This window comes from Streptomyces sp. NPDC058758 (genome assembly GCF_042746075.1).
In the GTDB taxonomy this organism is placed as follows: domain Bacteria; phylum Actinomycetota; class Actinomycetes; order Streptomycetales; family Streptomycetaceae; genus Streptomyces.
Genome location: NZ_JBHYPS010000005.1, coordinates 138,665 through 153,741, shown reverse-complemented (window position 1 = coordinate 153,741; position 15,077 = coordinate 138,665). Strand labels below are relative to the sequence as shown.

General features: G+C 68.8%; 18 protein-coding genes. 2 read left to right on the top strand and 16 right to left on the bottom strand.

Annotation, left to right across the window (positions count from 1 at the left end; all coding sequences use genetic code 11):
- Window positions 1-120: 120 nt before the first annotated feature.
- The 13 genes from ACFW6A_RS08970 to ACFW6A_RS08910 all read right to left on the bottom strand — a co-directional run bounded on the left by ACFW6A_RS08970 (window position 121) and on the right by ACFW6A_RS08910 (window position 10,636).
- A complete protein-coding gene (locus ACFW6A_RS08970; RefSeq protein ID WP_386639575.1) occupies window positions 121-1,575 on the bottom strand; it encodes a tyrosine-type recombinase/integrase in 1,455 nt (484 codons plus the stop codon).
- Complete coding sequence (locus tag ACFW6A_RS08965) at window positions 1,572-1,763, bottom strand: helix-turn-helix domain-containing protein (protein ID WP_351841420.1); 192 nt, start codon at window positions 1,761-1,763, stop codon at window positions 1,572-1,574. The genes ACFW6A_RS08970 and ACFW6A_RS08965 overlap by 4 nt, the downstream gene beginning before the upstream one ends.
- 330 nt (window positions 1,764-2,093) lie before the next feature.
- Window positions 2,094-4,073, bottom strand: coding sequence for a DUF3987 domain-containing protein (locus ACFW6A_RS08960; protein WP_386639572.1), 1,980 nt, complete (start codon window positions 4,071-4,073; stop codon window positions 2,094-2,096).
- A gap of 86 nt (window positions 4,074-4,159) precedes the next feature.
- The gene (locus tag ACFW6A_RS08955) at window positions 4,160-4,618 is read right to left on the bottom strand and encodes a hypothetical protein (protein ID WP_386639569.1); all 459 of its coding nucleotides are present in this window, start codon (window positions 4,616-4,618) and stop codon (window positions 4,160-4,162) included.
- Between the two features lie 3 nt (window positions 4,619-4,621).
- The gene (locus tag ACFW6A_RS08950) at window positions 4,622-5,230 is read right to left on the bottom strand and encodes a hypothetical protein (protein ID WP_386639566.1); all 609 of its coding nucleotides are present in this window, start codon (window positions 5,228-5,230) and stop codon (window positions 4,622-4,624) included.
- 15 nt (window positions 5,231-5,245) lie between these two features.
- Window positions 5,246-5,440 (bottom strand): hypothetical protein, encoded by a 195-nt coding sequence (locus ACFW6A_RS08945; protein ID WP_033206753.1) that lies wholly within the window; start codon window positions 5,438-5,440, stop codon window positions 5,246-5,248.
- A gap of 23 nt (window positions 5,441-5,463) precedes the next feature.
- Window positions 5,464-5,715: a hypothetical protein gene (locus ACFW6A_RS08940; RefSeq protein ID WP_386639563.1), complete on the bottom strand. Its 252-nt coding sequence runs from the start codon at window positions 5,713-5,715 to the stop codon at window positions 5,464-5,466.
- Between the two features lie 139 nt (window positions 5,716-5,854).
- Complete coding sequence (locus ACFW6A_RS08935) at window positions 5,855-8,080, bottom strand: cell division protein FtsK (protein ID WP_386639560.1); 2,226 nt, start codon at window positions 8,078-8,080, stop codon at window positions 5,855-5,857.
- Window positions 8,081-8,156: 76 nt separating this feature from the next.
- Window positions 8,157-8,489 (bottom strand): hypothetical protein, encoded by a 333-nt coding sequence (locus ACFW6A_RS08930; RefSeq protein WP_386639557.1) that lies wholly within the window; start codon window positions 8,487-8,489, stop codon window positions 8,157-8,159.
- Entirely contained in the window at window positions 8,486-9,136 is a 651-nt protein-coding gene (locus tag ACFW6A_RS08925; protein ID WP_386639554.1) for a GGDEF domain-containing protein, read from the bottom strand. Before ACFW6A_RS08925 ends, ACFW6A_RS08930 begins: the two co-directional genes overlap by 4 nt.
- Window positions 9,133-10,158, bottom strand: a complete 1,026-nt coding sequence (locus tag ACFW6A_RS08920) for a DUF2637 domain-containing protein (protein WP_386639551.1) — start codon at window positions 10,156-10,158, stop codon at window positions 9,133-9,135. Before ACFW6A_RS08920 ends, ACFW6A_RS08925 begins: the two co-directional genes overlap by 4 nt.
- Window positions 10,155-10,346 carry a hypothetical protein gene (locus ACFW6A_RS08915; RefSeq protein WP_386639548.1) on the bottom strand — a complete coding sequence of 64 codons (192 nt, stop codon included), beginning with the start codon at window positions 10,344-10,346 and terminating at the stop codon, window positions 10,155-10,157. Before ACFW6A_RS08915 ends, ACFW6A_RS08920 begins: the two co-directional genes overlap by 4 nt.
- Window positions 10,343-10,636 carry a hypothetical protein gene (locus ACFW6A_RS08910; protein ID WP_386639545.1) on the bottom strand — a complete coding sequence of 98 codons (294 nt, stop codon included), beginning with the start codon at window positions 10,634-10,636 and terminating at the stop codon, window positions 10,343-10,345. Before ACFW6A_RS08910 ends, ACFW6A_RS08915 begins: the two co-directional genes overlap by 4 nt.
- Before the next feature lie 563 nt (window positions 10,637-11,199).
- Between ACFW6A_RS08910 and ACFW6A_RS08905 the strand changes: the two genes are divergently transcribed.
- Together ACFW6A_RS08905 and ACFW6A_RS08900 are read left to right on the top strand one after the other, a co-directional pair.
- On the top strand, window positions 11,200-11,946 hold the full coding sequence (locus tag ACFW6A_RS08905) for an XRE family transcriptional regulator (protein ID WP_386639541.1): 747 nt from the start codon (window positions 11,200-11,202) through the stop codon (window positions 11,944-11,946).
- The gene (locus ACFW6A_RS08900) at window positions 11,943-12,416 is read left to right on the top strand and encodes an NUDIX domain-containing protein (protein ID WP_386639538.1); all 474 of its coding nucleotides are present in this window, start codon (window positions 11,943-11,945) and stop codon (window positions 12,414-12,416) included. The genes ACFW6A_RS08905 and ACFW6A_RS08900 overlap by 4 nt, the downstream gene beginning before the upstream one ends.
- Here ACFW6A_RS08900 and ACFW6A_RS08895 read toward each other — a convergent pair.
- The 3 genes from ACFW6A_RS08895 to ACFW6A_RS08885 all read right to left on the bottom strand — a co-directional run bounded on the left by ACFW6A_RS08895 (window position 12,409) and on the right by ACFW6A_RS08885 (window position 15,004).
- Window positions 12,409-12,972 (bottom strand): HD domain-containing protein, encoded by a 564-nt coding sequence (locus ACFW6A_RS08895; RefSeq protein WP_386639535.1) that lies wholly within the window; start codon window positions 12,970-12,972, stop codon window positions 12,409-12,411. The genes ACFW6A_RS08900 and ACFW6A_RS08895 overlap by 8 nt on opposite strands.
- Window positions 12,973-13,000: 28 nt before the next feature.
- On the bottom strand, window positions 13,001-13,405 hold the full coding sequence (locus ACFW6A_RS08890) for a GntR family transcriptional regulator (protein ID WP_386639681.1): 405 nt from the start codon (window positions 13,403-13,405) through the stop codon (window positions 13,001-13,003).
- Window positions 13,406-14,080: 675 nt separating this feature from the next.
- Window positions 14,081-15,004 (bottom strand): SAV_6107 family HEPN domain-containing protein, encoded by a 924-nt coding sequence (locus ACFW6A_RS08885; protein ID WP_386639532.1) that lies wholly within the window; start codon window positions 15,002-15,004, stop codon window positions 14,081-14,083.
- Between the last annotated feature and the right edge of the window lie 73 nt (window positions 15,005-15,077).

Genomic DNA, 15,077 nt, shown 5'->3' with positions numbered 1-15,077 from the left:
TTCTCATCGATACGCTCCGTGATCGGAGATCAGCGTAGCGACGGAGCGTATCGATGAGAACTCCATGCGCCTCAATCGGTGGTCACCTTGTGTAGTGGAGGCTTCCTAAGGCAGCCATGACTACCAACCCATGACTCTTTCGATCTTCCTGTTGTTCACCTCCTCCTGCCCATCGATGCATCCCTCGTAGCGCCGATGGATCACCTCGGGTGAGTTGCCCGCACGGCGGGCCACCTCAGCAACCGGAACGCCCGCGTTCAGCCAGTTCGTGATGCAGGTGTGCCGCAGGTCGTATGGTCGGTGGGCGAGCGGGGATTCCACTTTGTCCGGCGGGAGGGCGATCGGTCGGGCTTCCTGCCAGACCCTCCAGTAGCTGGACGTCCCGAGTACGGCGCCACGCTCATTGGTGAAGAGTCGGCCGTCCTTCGCCGTGCCGAACTCCGCTATGTGCGCGCGGAGCATGGCGACCAGCCTCGGAGGAATCGGTACAGGGCGATCCGCCTTGGGCTCACGAGACTTGAGCCCGCGTTTGTCGTGGCGCTGCCCCGAGTCCGTCCACCGCTTGCCGGACACCGGCCGGGTCTCCTTGAGGGTGAGCGTCCCCCATCCCTTCTTGGGGAGGTAGCAGTCCTTCTTCCTGAGTCCCACCGCCTCGGCCGGCCGCACCGCCGCGTACATCTGGCAGGCGAAGAAGGCCACGAGTCGCCGCCCGCGGTTCCGGTGGATGGAGCCCACGTACGAGACGGCCGTGAGGAGCTGCTCGCCCTGAACAGCGTTGACCAGGACCCGGGGGTCCACGACGTCGCCCTTGGTGGACCCCGCACGCTTCACCCCCGCGAGCGGGTTCTCCTCCAGATACCCGCACTCGATGGCGTACTCCATGGCCGTGTTGAAGCCGCGGCGCCGGCGCTTGTAGGTCTCCCCCGCCGCCGGGGTGTCGTCCAGCTTGAACGAAAGCCGGTACTGGACGTCCCGCACCACCTTGGGGTCGGTAAGAGCCGAGAGCGGCAACGACCGGGTCCGAAGCCAAGCGCACGCAGCAACGAGTTCCGGCGGCGGCTCCTCGTTCTGGTGCGCCGGTACGACCGCCCACCGCATCGCGAGCCGCGTCTCCTCCGGCGTGGGCGCCTTCTTGCCGCCCTCCACCATCGCGAGCGCCACCGTGGCCAGGCTGTCGGCCAGCCCCTCACGAGTCTTCGCCGCCGCCGTACGCCACCGGCTCGCCATGTACTCGCGGCTAAAGTCCCACCACGACGGATCGGGCTTCTCGTTCTCCTTCGCGGCAGCGGCCCGGAGCTCCGACTCCGGCAGGCCGGACGCCACGTCGAATGCCTCTCCCTTCCGCATCGCCTGCCACAGCTCGGAGCGACGGCTCTCCGCGAGGGCCACGGTGGCGAAGCTGGCGGCCTTCACCTTTCCGGCAACCGTCCAGCGGATCTGATACGGAGCCTTCTTGCTCCGTACCTGGTTGACCTTCCAGACCCGTACGTCCGTAGAGAGGGTCAGGTCCCCGGAAACGGGCGGGCGCCCGCTGTTGCGGGCGCCCGGGGTGTTGCTGGACTTGCGGTAAGTCACGCGGCTTCCTCCAGGGTCTCGATCCAGCGCTCCAGATCCGAGCGACGGATGCGGACCGCGCCGTTCGGGAGCTTGATGGCCTTCGGGCCCTTCTTGAGCTGGCGCCACCGGTAGAAGGTGGCTCGGGGTACTCCGATCTCCTTCACGACCTGGGGGATCGTGAGCATCTCGTCACGCCTCGCGGACACGGGTCCTCCTCGACTGGCTACCGAAGACAGGGCGGAGCGCCGCAGAAACCGCAGAATCCGCAGAAACCTGCGGATCCGGGGCCTGACCTGCGGCGTTGGGGGTGCGGGGGCGGCTGCCGCAAAAATCGCGAGAATCGCCGCAGAAATGGACGGAGGCACCGAGGGCCGAGCGTCGCGTAACCGGCGACGGGATTTGTGCGGCGGTTTCGCGGATTTTTGCGGCTGCCGGGCCGACGGGCCGTTTCCGCAGGTGGGGACGGCCACCCGGGGGTTTCTGCGGATTCTGCGGTTTGTGCGGCGGGGGTCCCATGCGAAGGCGGGCGGGGACGCTCACGCCTTGGCCTCGCGGACGCTCGGATGAATCAGGTAGCGGGGCGCCGGCGGGCGACCCCGTTTGCCGGTGCGGGGCGGGGTCTCGCTGCGGAGGTAGCCGTGCTCCTCCAAGACGGCAGCGGCCGGCTCCAGTTCAGCGATGGTGGGGAACTCGGAACGGGAGAGCTTGGCGAAGAGGTCCCGGCGGCTGACGCTCTCCCAACCGTTGTCCTCCAGGACGGACAGCAAGCTCCGGGCGCGAGCCAGGGTGGCGTCGGCGCCCATGAGGTCGAAGACGGTCAGGGCGTGGGCGGCGAAGTAGTCGGCCACTTCGATCGCCGCGCCCATCGTGGTGGCACTGATCGGGGCATTGGTGCCGCCGTCGATGTGCTCGGCGAGGTGGAGCAGACCGGCGATGCGGGCCGCGGCGCCCACGAGTTTCCCGGCCCACTTCCCGATGTGCCCGAGACGCCCGCCCTTGGTGCGGAGCTGCGGCTCCAAGCGCTCGCCGTACGCCTTGAGGACAGCATCGGCCTCGGGGCCCACCTGCACTACAAGGGGGTCGGTCCAGTCCGCGAGCTTGAGCGTGAGAGCGAAGACGTTCCGCTCGTACGTCGCACCAACAGCGGGCGGAACGGGGTCCGGGTCGATCTTCCGGTAGCCGACCAGGGATTCCGGCAGGCAGTAGAGGAAGCGGGCGAGCAGGCCGCGGCCGTCGAAGCCGCGGTTCTTGCCGATGTCCTCCAGGACGCTGGGCTGGACGGCGAGGCCCATGGTGAGCGCGGGGGCCTCGATGAACTCCTGGCGGGTCCGGCGGTCGACGCGCAGCCGGTCACCGGCGTGGCCCTTGAGGAAGACCTCCATGTTGGGCACACCGGAGTACCGCCCGGCGATGATGTCGAAGATGCCGCCCTCGGCGGACATGACCGCGAGCCTGCCGCCCTGCTCGGCGAGCAGGGTGGTGACGGTCTCGGGGGTGGCGTCGTCGGCGAGGAGCCGCGGGCGCGGCGGCACGGTCAGGGACTCGGCGGTCTGGGCGAGGCCGATCGCCTCGGCCACCAGGTTGTCCCGCTCGGGGCCCTCCGCCTTCGCGGCTTGAGCGGCGGCCTTGTCGGCGGCCTCGCGCGCCATGCGGGCGGTGACCTCGGCCTCCACGATCGTGAGGTTGGAGCCCTCCACGAGTGTGTTCTCCGCCTCGTAGAGCGGGGCGGTCATGGCGGCGAAGACGGCGGACTTCCGGTTGGCCGGGCCGAGGGCGACGACGACGAAGAGGTTCGTGGGCTCGCGCCATCGCCCTCGCACCTGGACGACGGCCCGGCCGCCGGCCGCGGTCGCGAGGACGGAGAGGGCGAGGGCGCCCGCGAGGTCCACAGGGGTTTGGGTCTCCTCGGCGAGCGCGACGACGAAGTCCGAGACCCAGCCGGGGAGGGCGTGAACGGGGAACGGCGGCAGCTTCGGCTGACGGTCCAGCGGGATCGGCTCCGGCCACGCGGCCGGGACGGTCGCGGCGCCGAGCGCGAGGGCCTCGCGGAGGTCGTCCTCGGTGGCCTCGGCCGACATGCCGGCCTGGACGATGCGGGTGCCGACCTCGATGCTCCGGCGGCGCCGGGCGAGGTCGTGGACGATCTCGGCGTAGTAGGTGGCGTTGGCCGTGGAGGGCACGGCTTGGATGAGGGTGTGGAGGTAGGGCCGGCCGCCCGCGCGGACGAGTTCGCCGGTCTGCTCCAGGTGGTGCCCGAGGGTGATCGGGTCCACGGGCTGGCCCTGGGCGTGCAGGGCGAGGATCGCGCGATGGATCGTCTCGTGGGCGGGCACGTAGTGGTCGGCCGGGTCCATCGAGCCGTTCACGTCGCCGATGACGCCGGGCGCGAGCATGAGCGCGCCGACAACGGCCTGTTCGGCTTCCCGGTCGTGCGGCGCCATCCGCTCCACGCCGCCGGGCGCGCTGTGCAGGGGCACCACGGGGGCGTACTGCCCATGGGCGGGCTCAGGTGTCATGCTGGGGTTTCTCCTGTTTCTGTCGAAGGGACGGAGAGCCGGGGCGGTCGCGGTCTTGTGGTGAGAGGCGACCGCCCCGGGCACAGCTACTTCTGCTTGAGCCACCGCTCGTACTGCTGACGGACGTAGACGCGAGGGTCACAGATGACCGTGGCGCCGTCGGTGTCCATGAGGCGGCGAGCCGCCGCGGTGGCCATCTCCGCAGCGTCGGTGCGTACACGCTCGCTCTCGTCGCCCAGCGCGATGCGGTCCAGAAGCGCGGCCTTGCGGAGCCAGAACTCACGGCCGAGGCCCTTGCCGAACGGCTTGTCGGCCGCGGTGCCCGCGGTCCAGCCGACCTCGCTGATGATGCTCGGGGCGAGCGCGTAGGCCTCCTCGGGTGTCGGCCACCGCTCGGCCCGCAGGTCGGCGGTGAGGTAGAGACGCTCGCGCTTGCCGTCGCGGGTGGCGTACTGGCGTACGGCGCCGGTGGTGAAGGCGCCGCCGAGCGCGGCGGTCACCCGGTCGGTGTCGTCGGGGTCGCAGATGACGCGGATCTCGAACATGGGTCAGTGCTCCTTGGTGTTCTCGGTGGCGGGGAGTTCGGGCAGTCCGGCGCGGGTGAGGGCCTGCGGGTCGAAGCCGGGCAGGGCCGCGCGCGTGAGCAGGGCGGTGGCGAGCTGCTCGGCGTAGAGGGCGCCGGTCCGGGCGACTTCGATCTGGGCTCCAGCGCGTAGGGCTTCCACGCGCTCGATGTGGGCGTGGTCCTCGCGCCGCTCGACGGTGCGCCGCTCGTAAGCGGTGGTCTCGCGGCGGGCGGTGCGCCAGTAGCGGGCGGCGAGGCCGTAGGCGACGGCGGTGGCGAGCACCCACAGCAGCAGCGGGAGGGACAGTCCGTCGGCGTATCCGGCGACCCCGGCGAAGGCGAGGCCACCCGAGGTCGCGAACGCAGCTCCGGCGAGCGTGCTGTCCCCGCGGTGACCGGCCGCGGCGAAGGCGCCGGCCGTGGCGGCTCCGGCGGCGAGGACGACCATGAGGGCGGCGTTGCCGACGGAGTGTTCGGCACCGTTGGCGTTCCAGATCCGGCCGAGGACGAGGACCGTGGACGTGGCGAGGGCGGGGGCCGCCTTCGGCGTGGCCGTGGTGAGCCAGTGCGGGGCGGTGATCGGCTCGTTCATCGCGTGCTCCTTCGGCTAGTTGGCGAGGTCGGAGAGGGCCGTGGCGGAGGACTGGACGAGGTTGGCGATCGGCTCGTACGCGCCGGTCCCGGCGGCGAAGAACCCGAAGAGGAAGAGCACGATGGCGGCGCCGGCGCCGGAGGACTTGCTCTTCACGGCGAAGGCGGACGCGGCGCCGAAGAGCAGGACGGCGGAGATCTCGAAGTTCATGTCGGGCTCCTGTCGTTGCGGGGTCAGCGGGTGCCGTCGCGGTGGACGCGGGCGGCGATGTTGAACAGGTGGCGTCCGACGCGGATGCGGATGCCGTGGCCCTTGCAGCGGCGGCAGGTCTTGCCGCGCTTGGGCTTGCCCTTGCGGTCCGTCGTGAGGGCGAAGCCGAGTCCGTTGCACTTGCGGCAGTTGCCGAACGGCGAGGCCGCACACAGGGCGGAGTAACCGAGCGTGATGGCAAGCAGGAGTGCGCTAGCGGCGAGGAAGGGGGTCATCGGGGGCCTCTCCGGCGGTTTTCGGGGTATGCGCAGGTCAGCCCGCTAGGGACTAGCGTGCTGATCAGATGCGGTATGGAGCGCTAGCGGTGCCGCTAGACCTAGCGGGGCTTGCTGCTAGGCCTAGCGGCGATCCGTGTCAGCTCGCGTCCCGGTTTCCGTCACGGTCCGTGATGGCTGCGGAGATGCGGGAGCGCTCGATGCCGCGCCGGTTGGCGCCCTTGCCGCTCTCGGTCTTGCCCCACACCTGGGTGGTGGAGATGCCGTGCGGCTTGAGGGCGGCGGCCAGTCCCTCGGGGTCCCAGCCGCCGTAGACGTCGGGGCGCAGCTCGGCGAGCCGGGCCACGACGACTTCGGACCAGACCTTGGGCTCCTCGGCGGGGACGACGGCGAGGATGTCGCGCAGCAGGTCGTACGCGCTGGTCTCGCCGGTCTCGAACGACTCCCCCAGGGCGTGGCCGGAGAGGGTGCCAGCCTGTTCGCGGAGCTTGCGCGCCCGCAGGCCGATGGTCTCGGCGGTGGGGGCGTCGACGTAGACGGAGGAGACGATCCGGGCGTCCGCTCCTTCGCCGACGAAGTAGTGGATGCCCTTGTCCTTCCAGGAGAACATCGTGGCCCGCACGCCTCGCTTGTACGAGGACGTGCCCAGGACCATGTCGTTCTCCAGCTGGCCCATGACCTTCAGGCAGAACCGGGCCGACGCGTTCGCACTGATGCCGGTTGGCAGAGCCTTGGCGTCGGGACGCTGGGTGGCGAGCAGCAGCACGATGCCGGTGGCCGGGCCGCGCTTGACCAGGTCGGTGCAGATCTCCTCGAACTCCGCCCCGTGCTTAGGGTGCTCGAACCAGACCTGGCACTCGTCCACGCCGACGACGATCGGGTGGAGCCCCAGGTTCTTCATGTTCGCCAGCTCGCTGGTGACCTTCGACTCCGGGCAAATGTCCCGGGGCAGGGAACGGATCATCTTCGCCCGGCGCCGCAGCTCGTCCCGCAGTTCCCGCAGGTCAGCGAGGGCGTACTCAATGTCCTCGTCGTCGTCCCCGGCGCGATGGCGGTGCGAGACGCGCTCGCCGACCGGGTCGAGGTCGCCGGTGCCCTTGAGGTCGTAGGTGTGCAGCTCGGCCCGCGGGTCGAGAGCGGCGATCAGGAGCAGCAGGCGCAGGAGGAACGTCTTGCCCATGCGGGGGATCGCGCCGATGACGGCGGCGATGTACATGAGCGTCATCTCCACCCAGCGTCCGCGCTGGTCGGTGCCGAAGGCGACCGGCTTGAACAGGTCCGTGGCCCCGCTCTTGAGCAGCGGCCACACTGGCTTCCGTGCGGTCGACATGTCCTGGTCGCCGACCCACAGCACCAGGTGCCCGGTGTGCTCCTCCGGGACAGCCTCGGGCCAGACGCAGCCCAGCGGGCGGCGCAGACCGGACGCGAGCTTGTCCCGGCGCTCGATCACGTCCGTGACGGTCACGCCGTACGGGAGATCGCCCTCCGCGCGCCAGCCGGGCCCGTCGCGGGTGATCGGGGCGGTGAACGTGAACCCGTCCCGGCCCTTGCCCTGTGCCTGGTTGATCGCCGGGATGCCGAGCGCCCCCAGGGCGCGCAGGACGATGTCGCTGGTGAGCTTGGGCGCTTTGGTGACCTCCACGGCCCGGTTGATGACCGGCGCATCGGCCTGGCCGCCGGCCGATCCGAGGGCGAGCAGCAGCGCGCCGACCGAGACGACCTGGAGCCAGCCGGGGGCGAGGACGTAGAGGGCGAGCGCGGTGCCCATGCCGACGAGGGCGGCGAGGGTGGCGACCAGGGTCCGCAGCCGGACCCGGCCGTCACGCTGCCGGGACAGCTTGAGGTACTCCGCCGCGTCCTCACGCCGGACGGCGGCGAGTCGGACGGGCTCGCCCTCGCGGTCGGCGACCCAGCGCATCGTGCCGCCGACGAACTTCGCCGCGCCCCGCGGGGCCTGGAGCGCGAGGCGCCCGGCGTAGACCGGGGAGCGGAGCGCGTGGTACCCGGCGAGGTGGGTGTAGTGGCTGGCGACCCAGCGGGCGGCGGTCTTGAGTTCGGCCGTCGACCGCAGCCACGCGGGGACGATCCGTCGCCGCTTCGCGCCCGCGAGTCGGCCGAGGTAGCCGGGCCCGGCGAGCGCCGGGCCGTCGACCAACCGGCGGGCCGACGGGTCGCCCGACTCGTCGGCCGACTCGTCCGTGTGGGAGTCGGGCGACGCGTCGGCGGTGGAGTTGGCCGACTCGGTGCGGGCGGATCGGGCCTTGTCGAGGTCGACCACGTCGGCCCCGGAGTCGGGCGACCCGGTGGTGGCCATGTCGGCTTCGAGTCGGTCAAAGAAGTCGTTCTCGTCGTCGGGGTGCTTCACTGAGACTCTTCCTTCTCTCGGGAGGGATGGCGGGGTCCGGCCGCTGCTTTGGTCGGTCGTGACCGGACCCCGTTGCTCACAGGTCGAACAGGCCGCCCTGGTCGTCGCCGGGCGCCGCGGCGGCGCGCTGGGCGGCCCGGCGGGCGGCGGTGAAACAGGGCGGGCACCAGGCGCGCAACTCGCTCGCGGGCAGTGCCGCAGCGGCGAGCTCGGTGGTGAGCGGGTCGGCCGCAGCGGCCATGAGGCGGACCGGGCCGCTGTGCTTGCCCGCGTGGCGGCCGTGCTCGCGGGTGCAGCGCCCCTCGCCCTTCGTATGGGGCTGTCCGCACGCGCCGGCGCACTGGCAGCGGTGCTGTGCGGCCTCCATCACGGTATGGAAGAGGTCGGCGGCGAGCGGGCCCGGCGTCATGCCGCCACCCCCACCGCCGGCGCCCCGGCCGGGGCGCCTCGACGTCCGGACCGGCGGCCGGTGACCGCCGAGAGCAGTCGACCCAGCCGGGCCCCCTTAATCCCGGTGCGGCCCTGCTTGGCCGCGTACATGGCCTCATCGGCGCGGCCGAGGAGCGCGGAGAGGTCCTCGCCAGGGAAGTCGGCGGCGCGGACCCAGCCGAGGGACACGGTGGTGGCCACGTGCGGGTTGGCCTTGTCGGCGGGGCGGGCCAGTACCCCGTGGAGAACGGCGAGCAGGTCCGCGACGGTGCCGTCGGTGTCCAGGACGACGGCCGCGAACTCGTCGCCGCCGAGGCGCCCGGTGACACCGTTCGGGCCGACGTAGTGGGCGAGCCGGTCGGCAGTGGCCTTCAAGAGGGCGTCGCCGGCCGCGTGGCCGTGGCGGTCGTTGATCTGCTTGAAGTGGTCGACGTCCGCGAGGACGACCACCGCCCTGTCGTCGCGCAGGAGTGCGGCGGCCCGGCGGGTGAAGCCCTCGCGGGTCCGCAGCCCGGTGAGCGGGTCGCGGCGGGCGGTGCGGAGCCGACGACGCAGCCACAGCACGTGGCCGGACCATCCGGCCGCGAGCGGACCGGTCGCGGCGAGGATCGTGGCGAGCGTGTTCATGCGGCGACCTCCTCGGCCGTCTCGGCGGACTCGTCCGTGTCGCTAGCGTCGTTCGTGTCGACGGAGTGGAGATCCGGGCGGCTGGCTCGCTCGGCGAGCAGCTCGTCCCGCAAAACGCGAGAGTTCGCTGCCGAGCAGTGCATCGCGGTTCGGATCGCCTCGGCGTTGATCCCCGCCAGCGGCCAATCGGCGGTCAGCTCACGGGCCTCGGCCAGCAGCTCCGTCGCCGAACGTGGCCGCTTCGTTCCCTTGGGCTTCGGACGGGTGGTGCGCTTGCGCTGCTTCCGCTCGTCCTGCTCCTCGGCCGGCGGCGGCACGGGCGGCACAGCAGGCTCCTGCTCCGGCTCCTCCACGGCCCCGTCGGGGGCAAGCTCCCCGAGCCGCAGGAGGACACGCTCGCGGCGCGGGGTCTTCGACCGCCACCGCCAGCCGTAGGTCTCGCGCAGGTCGGCGCGGGCGAGCTGCCGCTCCTTCTCGCGGGAGAGCGCGTCGGCGTAGGAGGTGATCTCCCACAGCGTCATCCGGCGCCACAGCGAGAACGTGGAGGGGAAGGCCAGCAGCCACCGCGAGGCCCGAATCTTGTCCATCCGGCGGCCGGTCGCGGCCCCGATCCGTACGGCGTAGATGTGGGCGCCGATCTCGGAGAACACCACCCACAGCAGCGGCATCGTGCCGTGGGCAAGCTTGGCCCACATCCCGTGCCCGGCGGCCACGTTCAGGCCGCAGGTGATCAGGGTGAGGATCCAGGGCACGAACCGCACCCACGCGAGGGCCATGTCCATCCGGATCAGCAGCAGGTTGGCCACCGTGAACACCGGAATGGCCACGTCAATGCCGACCGGCAGCATCCACGGCTCACCGAAGCCCCACCGCAGCGCGGCAGCCGATACGGCGTCGAAGGAGGAGATGAGCCCAAGGGCACCGACGCCGGCCGCGGCGAGCGCGCCGATACCGGCGAGGCCCATCTCCGGACGCGTCAGCGGCGGCACCGCCGACCGCTCGTTGGTGATCGCGGTCGTCATCGCGCACCGCCGAAGAGCTTCCGGTTCCGAACCGCCCAGCCGACGTGCTGGACGAGGAACCCGAGAACCGCCGCGGCGAACAGCCACGCCTGATGGACCGCAACAGCGCCCGCGGCACTGCCCACCGCGATCAGCGACCCGAGCCAGACGAGAACCAGCTCCAGGCCCCAGGGCACCCGGGCGCTCATGCCGCCGCTCCCTTCCGGGGACGGGAGCGGCGGACCGCCGGCCGTACCAGCGGGAGGACGTTGAACAGCTCCGGCGCGAACGCCTCGATCGCCTCGGCGGCGACCCGGCTCACCTCGTCTGGCAGGTTCGGGTTGTCCGCGAGGATGTCCCGCGCCGCGTCCAGACGCGCCGCGCGCTCCTCCTCGCTCTCGCCCTCCACCCCGAGCCACAGTTCCACCGGGGTGCCGAGGGCGAGTTCCACGAAGTCGTTGGTGCTGACGACCTGATGGCCGCCGATGTACGTACGCATGGCTGATCGCTCCTGCTTCTGTCGAAGGGGCACCGGTGCGGCCTCGGTTCGTGGTGAGAGGCAGCCGCTCCGGTGCGGTGGGGTCGGAATGCTCCGGCTCCCCTCGGCCTCGCCCGTACGGCACCCCACGCGGGGCCCGGACGGGCGAGGGAGGCAACCGGCCGCGATCGAAAACCGCGGAGGGATGGGGTGGCGCTGTTCTTCACGCGGAGTCCGCGTGGCCGCCTACTTGGCCGAGGAGAGGCGGCGTAATCCCCATTCAGTTGTCAAGGAACGAGCACTTCCTTCGAGCCCTCTCGGGTCCTCCGGGCGCACGTCAGTGCAGGTCAGGGCAGTCGTAACCGTCCCTCGCCTCACATGAGATACATGCTTGAACGTGTATCTCACAATGGAGCGCCCGATTGCGGCTGTCAAGTCCTTCGCTGCTATCGGGCCCTCCTGGGGCGTGACATCAGAGTGGCCCGAACCCTCGGGACGAAGTCACCACGTCCCTGGACGACTTGGGACGTCCTCGATAGCGTTCGGGGAGTCGAGTACGTCCCTGGACGTCCCTGGGGGTTGGGATGGCGAACGAGCGGTTAAGGTCGGCGATGCTGACTCGCGGCATCACGGTCGATGCCATGGCGGAACACACAGGCGTGGACCCCAAGACGGTGGAGCGATGGATCTCCCAAGGGCGGTCCCCGTACCGACGCCATCGCCTCGCCATAGCGGCTTACCTACGTGAGGACGAGGCGTACCTCTGGCCGAACGGCCTCCCTGACGGTCAGCGTAAAGACGCAGCTGACGCCGAGGTCCTCAAGGTCTACCCACATCGCTCGTACGTTCCGCCGGAACTGTGGTTGGAGTTGTTCGGCCGGGCCGAGCGCGAGATAGGCGTGCTCGTCCACGCCGGCGTGTTCCTAGCCGAGAATCCCCGATGGTCCCAGTTGCTCCGGCTGAAGGCGGCTTCCGGCGTCCGTGCACGCATCCTGCTGGGCGATCCCGATAGCCCCGAGATCCAGCGCCGGGGCGAAGAAGAGAAGATCGGGGAGGGCGTCGCCTACAAGGTCCGCGAGGTGATGAAGCTCTACCATCCGCTCTACTCAGTACCTAAGATCGAGTTCCGGATGCATCGGTCGACGCTCCACAACTCCCTGTACCGCGCGGACGATGAGTGGCTCGTCAACACTCAGGTCTACGGTGTCAGCGCGCCCATGGCCCCGGTCCTGCATCTGCGCCGCGTGGCCGGGGCCGAGCTGGTCTCGACGTACCAGCAGAGCTTCGAGAAGGTGTGGGAGGAAGCCGTTCCCATCGAAAGGACCTCATGAGTCGCCGCACTGACTATTTCGATGACCCTGGCGCCCCGAAGGCGAACAACATCGTCCCGGCAGTGACAGCCTTCGTAGTGAACGACGCTGGCGAGGTCCTCCTAGAACGGCGTTCCGACAACGGCCGCTGGGGCATGCCGGGTGGCGTCCAAGAGATCGGCGAGAACATCGCCGGGACGGTCGTACGTGAGGTCCTGGAGGAGACAGGAATTCATGTGGAGGTGGTCGGCCTGGTCGGCATCTTCACCGACCCGGGCCATGTCATCGCCTTCGCGGACGGGGAGGTCCGTCAGGAGTTCTCGCTCTGCTTCCGGGCCCGTCCGGTCGGGGGTGAGATCAAGGTGAGCTCGGAGTCCTTCGCGGTGCGGTGGGTTCCGCGGTCAGAGCTGGACGCCCTCGATGTCTCTCCGACCACGCGCCGGCGCTTGGAGGAAGGCTTCCGAAATGCGCCGATCCCCGTGATCAGCTGAGCCGTGCCGCCGCGGCCTCAGCCCTCCGGTCTCGCACACGTGCGACCCTCTCCAACAGTTCTGGCCGGGCCGCCGAAACCGCCCGGAAGACCACGTGCTCTGGCCCGTAGCGCTCCAGCACCTCCGTAAGCCTATGAGCCGGATCAACCAGTTCGCCGAACGGGCTGCTGGTCAGGTCGCAATACGTGATCGCGTCCACCAGCTCAGGTTCGGCGGGCCCGAACTCGGCAAGTGCCTCTTCAAGCCCGAGCTCCGACGCCTCCCATGGCGAGGAGGTATGGAAGGCGACGATGCTGCAGAGCCTCGGGTCGGCTCCAATCACATCGCGCAGGTACCGGGCGCCATCGATCATGTGCTGCCCGGTGTCCACAGCCGAGCTGGCATACCCGACATCGTGCGCGATGGCGGCAGCGGCCAAAAGCTCGGCGTCCGGCCCAAGAGCAGGCGCCAGCGTGAGCGCTTGGTCGTAGACGCGCCGAGAGTGGGCCCATCGTTGCGGCAGCTCTGCGGCGAGCAAAGACTCTGCGAGGTCGTAGGCCCACTTGCTCAACTGCATATCGAGTGCCTCCGAAGAATGTGCGCGCTCAGGAAGGGGACCTGACGAACCGACCTACACCGTGCCGGGCTTCGACATGCCCAGAAGTTTCCAGCTCACGAACCGCACGGCGGACGGTTCCACGAGCAACCCCGTACTGCCCGACCAACTGCGCTTCGCTCGGCAGCTGGGCACCGACTGGAAGGGCGCCGCTTCGGATCTGTCCCAGCAAGTCGTTCACGATCTGCTCGTACGGCGCTACACCGGCACCGCCGGCCACCGCGCGCCCGACCCCAGCAACAGCCTTAACGTCTCCGGCCTCTTCAAGAGCCCGTAGCGCTCGCCGTACGGTCGTCCGGGCTACGCCGAACTCCCGCCCGATCTCGGCTTCGGAAGGCAAGCCACCCTCGTAGACACCAGTAGCGATCCGCTCACGCAGCGCCTGAGCGATCACCTGAAACGTACCGCGCGGGCTGGCACTGGGCACGCACTCCTCCTTCAGCCATGGTCACCCTCCAGCTTCGCATGCCCGACTTGCGAAACGGAATACACCAATGCCAAGCGACTGGCTGGACCTTCTGTGCCCCATGGCGACTCCGCCAGAAATCAAAGTCTGACTTAACAGACAGAGCAGCATCCTCACTGTTCCAAAATCTACGAATTATCAAATCTCACGGCGGAGGCGGGGGGGCCGCTTGAATCGCAGACCTCTGCGCTCTGAGCAGAGATTTAGTATGAGCAGTATCCGAGCGCCTCAGGACAAAAAGTGACGCCAACGCAAGTACACTCGGGCCGGAAAGCATAGCCGCCAATCCGACTTGCCCTTCTCGGGCCATGAAGACAGCTCCCGTTAGCATTCCGGCACTCAAAACAAAACCCGCGATGAGCCCAGACAGCAACAGGGTGTGAGATCTACGCGCAGCCGCCTCTTTAGCTTCTTGCCTAACTCTTTCTAGCTCGATCTGCTGAAGTGCCACCTGCTCCGCCATTCGCAGCTCATGCTCACGCCTAAGCTGAGGCTCAAGCGCTTTTAGGGCGACTTGCAAATGTTCCGCAGGAAGATCCGCCCACTGCATTGCAATTTCAAGACCAGATTGCTGATGCTTCGGAAACCCGGCAGCTTCACGCGTCATCGAATTGTCCCCCCGCCTCCATCAGATACCGATTCCTTCTGCCGGATACCAGGGGGAGGTGGACCCAAGGCCTTAAATAGATCATCAAATCCCTGCGCCAAGTGGCGGACAGCAGACCCCGTGTCCTGATTTTCCGAGACCTCTAGAAGATCTGGAGCTACTCTCCTCGCTACGGAGTTGTAGTTATCCGAGAGGAGACGCTCAGCGAGCCGGACGAAGTGCTCAGCGTCACGCTTCATGTCATTTGCCTGGAGCCTGGTAACTGCGCCCTGAATACCGGCCTCAGCACGCGCCCTCAGGTGGGCGCTTGCCGCAAAGAGCTCGCTCCATTCTTTCAGCTCAGGCGCTACCTCGGGAAGCAAATCCCAAGCCGACCGAACGCCCCTACGTCTATTCTCATTAGCCGCCTCACCCGAAGATGCTCGCACCGAAATGACAGCCGCCGCCGCCCTCAGGGCGGCGAGGTGTGCGGCAGCGAACTGCCCGTTTGGATCTTCAAGGGAGCTAGCTTGACCGAGGCCTTCCTTGGCTTTTGTCAACAAATCGGAAGCAGCACTGTGACGCTTAGCGTCCTCTGGAGGAATCCGACCTGCCACCCGCCTGTCATAGCCATGCTTCCTGACCCGAGCGCGCGCCTCTTCCTCCGACTCGCCAAACGGCTTAACCGAGACATCCTCTTGTTCAACATAGGTTCGCAAGTTCCATCGATCTCGCAGCACCTCAAAAGGCGCGTAAGGGTTGGCCGCCAACCACTCGCTTTCTCCACGAAGCAGGAGAGCATCCCGATACACCGCACTGAGATGCGATTCAGATGACTGGCCACCCGAAAGCAGTTCATCTACTACCGATTTACGACCCGTGCCAATGTCGCGAATAATGCGAAGAACCCCATAGGCCGCTGGAAATGCCAGGGCGACCATTAGGGCAGTACTTGGCCATTCCATAAAACTTCCCCCTTCGCCCTGCTGCGGAGGCTACCAGGGAGCAACCCCT